This is a genomic window from Bifidobacterium callitrichidarum (assembly GCF_003129905.1).
Lineage (GTDB): Bacteria > Actinomycetota > Actinomycetes > Actinomycetales > Bifidobacteriaceae > Bifidobacterium > Bifidobacterium callitrichidarum.
On the sequence record NZ_QFFM01000045.1, the window covers coordinates 1 to 8,328 of the forward strand.

Sequence of the window (8,328 nt, forward strand, 5' to 3'; positions counted from 1 at the left end):
GCGGAAGACACGGGTGAAATAGTTCGACGAATTGAACCCGCAACACGCAGCCACGGCGGAAACCGGCAAATCAGTGGCTTTCAACAACCCCACAGCCACTCTCCGTTCACTTTGCGGTGGCACTATGAAGGCATGTCCGATAACAGGGTCCCCGGCGACGCGCGACTTGCCCATGTGCTGTGGCTGCGCCGTCGTCACGGATGGATCACGGTGCTGTTCATCTCTTGGTGCCTAGGATGTGTGATTGCCGGTTTCTGTGTTGATCCGTTTAATGCCTTTATTCAGGGCACGCTACACGGCGATATGCCTGCGGGACTCTATAAGGCGTTGTTGTTCTTCATCTGGAACGTAGTGCCGGTGGTTTCCACCTCCGTCTACTTATGGGTGCGTTTGCATGGGCGTCCTGACGATTTGCTGGCCGTGCGTAGCGCGTGGGAAGGGATACGCCTTGTAGCCCAACCTGATACCACCGATTCGGACGGGGACCCTTGGGGCAGCAACATCGACCACATCCTGTTCCAGCGAGATACGAACCGCACCTTTACCGTACTTACTGAAGTCGAACAAGTACCGCAGATTGCCGTTTTCACTGTGGAAGACGGCACGATCCGGCTTGATGCGATACACGACGTAACCGACGAGCAGCGCCGTGCATATAACGATCACAAAACCCGCTATCAGTTCCCGTGGCTGGAGCCCGGTCTTGATTACGACTCCAACGGTCATACCTTACTGGTGCGATAGTTATCAAGAACCGCGGTCTTTTCAGTACAGAAGGTGTGTGCTTCTGTACTGAAAAGGACGTCAGAATGGGAATTTGCGGTCGTTTCGGTATAGAAATCGCAGGCTTCTAGACTCAAAAGACCGCTGGGAGGGGAATTTGCGGTCGTTCGAGTACAGAAGGTGTTCGGTTCTGTATCCCAATGACCGCTGATGGACGATAGGGCACAACAGAGAGATGCCGACAGCTATGCGACGGAAGGCATCGCCCGGACATGTTTGAGAACACGGATTCCGTTTGATGCGATTGTAATGGGGTATCTCAGCGTAGATTTCGTCTGTTTTCTCAATAATGGGAGCTGCTGTCTGATTTGCGACACGCTGTAAGCGCTGCAGCTTGCTATAAATATTCTCAATAACTAGACTGTGATTCTGCTAGCCGAGCAAAGGTGTTCGGTGTAAAGGAAAACAATCAATGAGAATATTCACCAATGGAGGGGGATATATCATGACTGAGAAACTGACGGATGATCAGATTAAGGAGATGCGGCGCTTCTCATGGCGTATTCGCATGGAAGCCATCAAATGCATCGCCGAATTCGGCCTGGGACATGTAGGCGGCTCGATGTCTGTGGCGGACGTGCTCTCTGTGCTCTACAGCGACGAGATGAAGTATGATCCCGCAAACCCGCAGTGGGAAGAGCGAGACCGACTGGTGCTCTCAAAGGGCCACTGCGCCCCCGCGCTCTATGCCACGCTGGCACTCAAGGGCTTCTTCCCGATGGAATGGCTCAAGACCATGAACAAGAACGGTACCCACCTGCCCAGTCATGCCGATCGACTGCTGGTGCCCGGCATCGATATGTCCGCCGGCTCCCTTGGCCAGGGCGGATCAGTGGCGGCCGGCATGGCGCTTGCCTTCAAGCTCGACAAGAAACCGAACAACGTGTATCTCATCCTCGGTGACGGCGAATCGCAGGAGGGACAGGTCTGGGAGATGGCACTGTTCGCGCCGCAGCACCACCTGGACAACCTCATCGCCTTCGTGGACTACAACAAGCTCCAGCTTGACGGCTTCTGTGACGACATCTGCGCCATGGGCGACATGGCCGCCAAGTTCGAGGACTTCGGCTGGTTCGTGCAGAACCTCGAGGACGGCAACGACGTGGTCGCTATCCACGAGGCTATCGAAACCGCCAAGACGCAGACCACCGGCAAGCCAAGCATGATCATCCTCAACACCATCAAGGGTCTGGGCTGGAGCGAGATTCAAGGCAAGACGAACAGCCACGCGCCTGCCGTCTCTCACGAACAGCTCGAGGAGGCGCTTGCGGAGCTGCAGAGCCACTACGACGCGATTTGAACGGGTGCGGATCATAACGAGCCGCCGTTCAGTGCCTGAAAGCAGATAAACCTACGCTCTTCTTGCATTACATCCGACGTTGATGTTGCGGGCAAACCCAATGACGAGAGCACCCGCATAACCGAATTCGATGCGAAAGAGCCAATACACAAAAGGACATATCACAATGATCGTCAAGGAACTCAAACCCGAAGCCCAGGAGATGCGTGCCGCGTTCTGCGACCGTCTCATCGAACTGGCCGAAACCCATCCCGAACTCATGGTGCTCGACGCCGACCTCATGGGCGCGATGGGCACCAAGCCCTTCCTGGCCAAGTACCCCGAGCGCACCGTGGACTGCGGCATCCAGGAGGCCAACATGGTCGGCGTGGCCGTGGGCCTCTCGCTGGCCGGCAAGATTCCGTTCGCGCACACCTTCGCCACGTTCATGTCCCGCCGCGCCACCGACCAGATCTTCATCTCCGGCGCGTATTCGAAGGCGAACGTCAAGCTCATCGGCTCCGACCCCGGCATCACCGCCAAGACCAACGGCGGCACCCACATGCCGTTCGAGGACATGGGCATCATGCGCGGCATCCCGCAGATGACCATCATCGAGCCCACCGACATCACCATGCTCAAGTGGGTCATGGGGTGGATGGCGGACAACTACGGCATGCAGTACATGCGATTGGTCCGTAGGGAAAGCACCAAGATCTACGAGGACGGCACCGAATTCGAGATCGGCAAGGCCGTGACCGTGCGCGACGATGCCGACGCCGACGTGACCATCATCGCCTCCGGCCTGTGCGTGGCCAACTCCATGAAGGCCGCCGACATCCTCGCCGGCGAGGGTATCCGTGTGCGCATCCTCGACATGTTCACCTGGAAGCCGCTGGACGACGAGGCCGTGATCAAGGCCGCCAAGGAGACCGGCGCGATCGTGGTGGCCGAGAACCACAACATCACCACCGGCCTGGGAGCGGCGGTCAGCGAGACCGTGGTCAGCAACGCGCCGGTGCCGATGGAACTCATCGGCATCCACGACCGGTTCGGTCAGGTGGGCTCGCTGGAGTACCTCGCGGAGCAGTACGGACTGACCGTGGAGGACACCGTGGCCGCTGTGAAACGCGCGATTGCTCGCAAGGGCTGACAGTCTGTTGATGCAGCGGTCGTCATGCGATGGCTGTTGCATCGGTTGCTACCTCCAGTCTGCTTTCGCGGCCGGCTCCTCTGTCAAGGGGAGTCGCGGATCTATAAACGTAATTTTCCCCCTCCAACATGGGTGCTCCCCTCAGTCAGCTTCGCTGACGGCTCCCCTCGGGAGGGAAGCCGGTCTTGGGTCGTACAGGACCGATTCCCTCCCATCGGGAACCTGCTGCGTAGCGGCTGAGGGGAATACCCGCTCAAACATAAGGAAACGGAAAGCAATGAAGCTTATCGAAGTTGGACCTACCCTGTACTCGAACGCCACGGTCAAGGAATTCGCCGAGGAATTCCATGTGGGCGAGGGCGACCTGATTTTCTCGGTCAAGGTCATCTACGACACCTATCTGAAGGACATCACCGCAGGCGCGCAGGTGCTGCTCGTCGACTCGTACGGCACCTCCGAGCCCACCGATGACATGATCAACGCCATGATCAAGGACGCCGATCTGGACAGCGCCAAGCGTGTGGTGGCCGTGGGCGGCGGCGCCGTGATGGACGTGGCCAAGGTGGTGGCCTGCTCTGGCGGCATGAGCGTGGACGAGATCTTCGACCATCTGCCCAACCTGAGCCGCAGCGTGGACCTCGTGCTCGTGCCCACCACCTGCGGCACCGGCTCAGAAGTCACCATGCTCGCCTCCATTAACCGCACCAAGCTCGGCACCAAGGTGGGCATGGGCTGCCCGGCCATGTACGGCGACTCCGCCGTGCTCATCCCCGAACTGCTGCACGGCCTGCCGAACTACGTGTTCGCCACCAGTTCCATCGACGCGCTGTGCCATTCGGTCGAGTCGATTCTCTCGCCCAATTCCACGCCCATCGTCAAGATGTTCGGCTACGAGGCCGTGCGCATGATCCTGTCCGGCTACCGCAAGGTGGCTGCCGGCGGTCTCGAGGCTCGCAACGCGCTCATGGGCGACTTCCTCTTGGCCTCCACGTACGCCGGCATCGCGTTCGGCACCGGCGGCTGCGCGGCCGTGCACGCTCTGAGCTACCAGCTCGGCGGCAACTACCACGTGGCGCACGGCGAATCAAACTACGCGATGTTCACCGGCGTGCTGCGCAAGTACATGGAGATCAAGTCGGACGGTGAGATCGCCACGCTCAACGCCTTCATCGCCGGCATCCTCGAATGCGATGTGGCCGACGTCTACGACCAGATGGAGGCGCTCATCAACCAGCTGCTGCCCAAGAAGGCCCTGCACGAATACGGGGTTACGCGAGAGGAACTGCCCGTGTGGGCCCACCGCGTGATCGAAACCCAGACCCGTCTGATGCGCAACAACTTCGTGCCGTTGGATGAGGCCGCCGTGCTCGATATCTTCGAGAAGCTGTACTGAAAGACATATCTGGACTCCTGTATGGGGTGCTGTCGAGCGATGCAAGATTTATATACGAGGAATGGGCGTTATCTCGCCTGACTACCCCTCAGTCACGCTTCGCGCGACAGCTCCCCTGACAAGGGGAGCCAAAAGTTTGCGGGGGAATATTACGCATGCAAGTCATTACTTGGATTCTGGGCCTGGGCGCATCGGTGATGATGCCCATCATCTTCACCATCATCGGCACCTGCGTGGGCCTCGGCTTTGCCAAATCACTGAAATCCGGCCTGACCGTCGGCGTGGCGTTCGTGGGCCTGAGCATCGTCACCACACTGCTGACGGATAACCTCGGCCCGGTCATCAACAAGATCGTGGAACTCTACGGCCTGCACTTGAACGTGCTGGACATCGGCTGGCCGGCCGCCTCGCAGGTGGCCTACAGCTCGCAGGTCGGCGCGCTGGTCATCCCGTTCGGCTTGGCGCTCAACGTGGTGATGCTGCTGACCAAAACCACCAAGACCATCGCCATGGACCTGTTCAACTACTGGCACTACGCCTTCATCGGCGCACTGGTGTACCTGGTGACCAACAGCTTCGGCTGGTCCCTGTTCATCGTGGCCGTGAACTTCATCATCATCAACTGCATCGGCGACATCGAATCGAAGCGCGTGCTGGCCTACTACGGCCATGACAAGGTCAACGGCATTGCCTTCCCGGTGCCGGTGTGCGCCCCGTACGCGCCGATCGCGCACGTGCTCAACTGGCTGATGGAGAAGTGCCCCGGCATCAACAAGATCGATTGGGACGCCAAGAAGCTGCAGGAGAAGCTCGGCTTCATCGGCGAACCGCTGTTCCTGGGCACCGTGATCGGCGCCGTGCTCGGCATCCTCGCCCAGTACGACGTGACCGCCATCCTCAAGCTCGCCGTGAACATCGGTGCCGTGATGCTGCTCATCCCGCGCATCTCCGGTCTGTTCGGCGAGGGTCTGCTGCCGATCACCGAAGCCGTCAAGAAGCTGCTGGCCAAGAAGTTCAAGGGCAAGGTGGACTTCCTCATCGGCCTGAGCCCGTCCATCGTGGTGGGCGATCCGACCATCATGGTGTGCTCGGTGCTCGTGGTGCCGTTCATCCTGTTCCTGTCCGTGGTACTGCCGGGCAACCAGTTCCTGCCCATCGCCTCACTGGCCGGCGCGATGTACATCTTCCCGCTCGTGGTGCCGATCACCAAGGGCAACGTGTTCCGCACGTTCATCATTGGCATGGTGGCGCTCGTGATCGGCGACTACTCCGCGACCGCGCTCGCCTCCGTGTTCACCAAGGCCGCCGTGGCCTCCGGCGTGACACTGCCCGACGGCACCAACGCTGTGGCCAGCTTCGACTACGCGGGCAACCCGCTGGCGTGGATCCTGTACAACCTGGGTGCGCTCAAGTGGATCGGTGCCGCGGTGTGCGTGGTGATCTGCGTGGCGCTCATGTGGTACAACCGCAAGAAGATCGTAGCCGAGACCGCGATGCGCGAGCAGGCGCTCGCCGATGCGGCCGTGGCGTGACGGATATAAGGATATAGAGCTGGCTCCCCTCGCTGAGAGGAGCTGTCGAGCGAAGTGAGACTGAGAGATTGCATTTAACTGCGGTGCTCCCCTCAGTCAGCTTCTCTGACAGCTCCTCTCAGCGAGGGGAGCCAGTTTTTATGCGGTATGGTCAGCCGGACATGCGGCCGAGGGCTATGGCGGTGGTGAGCACGTAGGCCTCGCGCGGGTCGGTGGCGTCCCAGCCGGTGGATTCGGCGGCGCGCTTCAGACGGTACCGGATGGTGTTGGGATGCACGTTGAGTTCCTTGGCGCACGTCTCCAACGAACCACCGAATCGCAGGAACGTCGAGACGGTGAGCAACGTGGGGTCGTCCGGGCCGGCCGCGGTAAGGCTGCCGTAGACCACGCGGATGAGTTCGTTGCGGGCATCCTCGTCGCCGATGAGCGCGCGTTCGGGTAGGGCGTCGTCGGTACGCAGGGGGCGTGGAATCTGTTGGACGGTGGCGGCCAATGCCGGTGCCGCCTTCAGGCAGTACAGCACGGCCTGCAGCGTACGCATCGCGCCTTCGCTGCCCGTGCGCTGCGGGCCTAACGCTAGCGGTCGTGCGGCGTCGAATGCGGAGGAGACGGTGTTGCAGATGACTTCAGGCGTCGCCGCGCCGACCGGACGAATCAGGGCGACGACCGCGGTGCTGCGTTTGTCCGAGCGACTGTAGGAACGATTGGCGGCGGCCGAAGCGCCACGACCGGGGCCGGATGCGACGGACGATTCGGCATTGCCGGATACCGGGACGTCGTTCCCGGTGCTGGACGACGCATTGGTGCCGGCCGGGCCCGCATTGTCAGGGCCCAAGCCGTTCATCGCATACTCGGCGGTCAGACATGTGCCGCCGAAATCACTCACGATTTTCTCGATATCCTTGCGGGTCTTCGCGGCGGAACGGGCCGGATAGCCGGCGATGGCGTAGCAGTCGAAGCCGTCCTCGAAACCGAGGATGGCAAACAGCGAATCCACGCGGGCGTCGGCAAGATGATGAAACAGACACTCGAACAGCACGGTGCGAACGCGATCCAGCGCGGTGTTGTTGGACGAATCGGCGGCTTCGGAGGCAAGCAGTTCGAGAAAGTCTGAAGGCATACCCTTAGTCTAGCCGCGACGCTTCGGCTCCGGGAGAACGAAGCAGCGCGGCCTCGGCGGCCGTGCCACAGCCGGCGACGTCACCTGGACGTGAGGGCCACGTCCTTTGCCCATTCCGCATGGGAATCACGCCAATAGGTGAGGACCACGAAGCCAAACACGAAGGCGACCGGCAGCATATGACGCTCGAAATTGTTGGCCGGCGCGGTGATCATCACGCCCATGAGCAGCAGCAGCGGAATATGGGTCATCAGCGTGAGCCAACGGCGGCGAATCACCTCGGCCGCGCCGATGAGCAGCGTCAGCACCACATAGAAATTGCCGTGGACGAACCAGCCGAGCACCGGGATCTTGCCCCACTGCTTCGTGAACTTGACCACCTTCTCACGCCAGTCGTGATGGTAGGACTTGATCCACGTGGAGTTCTTCTGCACGTAATCGCTGGTCACGTAATAATCCATCGATACGTAGGGGCGGTCGGTCACGTTGAAGTAGCCAAAGCATTTAGCCAGCAGCGCGTCCAAGGCAATGACCGGATTGTCCTTGACGATCGCCAGCCACGCCTTGTTGAAGCCGTTCATATCCTCCGGCGTGACGGTACGCCACTTGTAGCTGACCTTCTTGGCTTGGATGCCGGAGGACTTCACCGGATCGGCGTCCTGCTGGAAGTAGGCATCCGCCATCTGATCCAGGTTGAACACGGGGGAAAGGTTCTTCTTCGCCTCGTCCGAGATGCCATCCGGGTTGCGCTGGGCCACGCGCGCGATCATCTGCAACTGCACGCCACGGCTTTCGATGGGATCGCCGCCGATGATCGCGCCCGAGGAGATGGCGAAGGAAATGCCGCCGTGGATGAGGATGGTGGGGATGAGCAGAGCCGCGACGTACGTGGCCCAGCGTCGGCGGTCCGCGATGAGCGCCAGTACGATCTGCAGGGCGATGATGTACCAGGCGTATTTGGCGGAGATGAGCATCACCGATGTGGACGCGATGAATGCGAGCAGGCTGTGACGCGGCAGACGCAGCGGGGCGGTGAGCGCCGCGGGGGCGGGCGTCGTGGGGCGCATG

Annotated in this window: 8 protein-coding genes; 5 read left to right on the plus strand and 3 right to left on the minus strand. The window is 60.6% G+C overall.

Annotated elements, in window-relative coordinates; translation table 11 throughout:
- The coding region (locus DF196_RS14245; RefSeq protein ID WP_421728498.1) for an AraC family transcriptional regulator at positions 1–174 on the minus strand (174 nt) is incomplete at its 3' end.
- 66 nt (positions 175–240) lie between these two features.
- Here DF196_RS14245 and DF196_RS12875 point away from each other — a divergent pair.
- The 5 genes from DF196_RS12875 (at position 241) to DF196_RS12895 (ending at position 6,140) form a co-directional block, all read left to right on the plus strand.
- Positions 241–744, plus strand: a complete 504-nt coding sequence (locus tag DF196_RS12875; protein ID WP_421728497.1) for a hypothetical protein — start codon at positions 241–243, stop codon at positions 742–744.
- A gap of 484 nt (positions 745–1,228) precedes the next feature.
- The gene (locus DF196_RS12880; RefSeq protein ID WP_109058204.1) at positions 1,229–2,083 is read left to right on the plus strand and encodes a transketolase; all 855 of its coding nucleotides are present in this window, start codon (positions 1,229–1,231) and stop codon (positions 2,081–2,083) included.
- Between the two features lie 166 nt (positions 2,084–2,249).
- Positions 2,250–3,215 (plus strand): transketolase family protein, encoded by a 966-nt coding sequence (locus DF196_RS12885; protein ID WP_109058205.1) that lies wholly within the window; start codon positions 2,250–2,252, stop codon positions 3,213–3,215.
- A gap of 277 nt (positions 3,216–3,492) precedes the next feature.
- Entirely contained in the window at positions 3,493–4,608 is a 1,116-nt protein-coding gene (locus DF196_RS12890; protein ID WP_109058206.1) for a 4-hydroxybutyrate dehydrogenase, read from the plus strand.
- Positions 4,609–4,763: 155 nt separating this feature from the next.
- On the plus strand, positions 4,764–6,140 hold the full coding sequence (locus tag DF196_RS12895) for a PTS galactitol transporter subunit IIC (protein WP_109058207.1): 1,377 nt from the start codon (positions 4,764–4,766) through the stop codon (positions 6,138–6,140).
- Positions 6,141–6,291: 151 nt separating this feature from the next.
- Here DF196_RS12895 and DF196_RS14000 read toward each other — a convergent pair whose 3' ends face one another.
- Both DF196_RS14000 and DF196_RS12910 read right to left on the minus strand, forming a co-directional pair.
- On the minus strand, positions 6,292–7,260 hold the full coding sequence (locus DF196_RS14000) for a PucR family transcriptional regulator (protein WP_241519724.1): 969 nt from the start codon (positions 7,258–7,260) through the stop codon (positions 6,292–6,294).
- An 80-nt stretch (positions 7,261–7,340) separates the two neighbouring features.
- The coding region (locus tag DF196_RS12910; RefSeq protein WP_241519725.1) for a DUF6020 family protein at positions 7,341–8,328 on the minus strand (988 nt) is incomplete at its 5' end.

Coding starts and splice junctions, on each gene's coding strand:
- DF196_RS12880 (WP_109058204.1), top strand. CDS start 1,229: ATGACTGAGAAACTGACGGATGATCAGATTAAGGAGATGCGGCGCTTC.
- DF196_RS12885 (WP_109058205.1), top strand. CDS start 2,250: ATGATCGTCAAGGAACTCAAACCCGAAGCCCAGGAGATGCGTGCCGCG.
- DF196_RS12890 (WP_109058206.1), top strand. CDS start 3,493: ATGAAGCTTATCGAAGTTGGACCTACCCTGTACTCGAACGCCACGGTC.
- DF196_RS12895 (WP_109058207.1), top strand. CDS start 4,764: ATGCAAGTCATTACTTGGATTCTGGGCCTGGGCGCATCGGTGATGATG.
- DF196_RS14000 (WP_241519724.1), bottom strand. CDS start 7,260: ATGCCTTCAGACTTTCTCGAACTGCTTGCCTCCGAAGCCGCCGATTCG.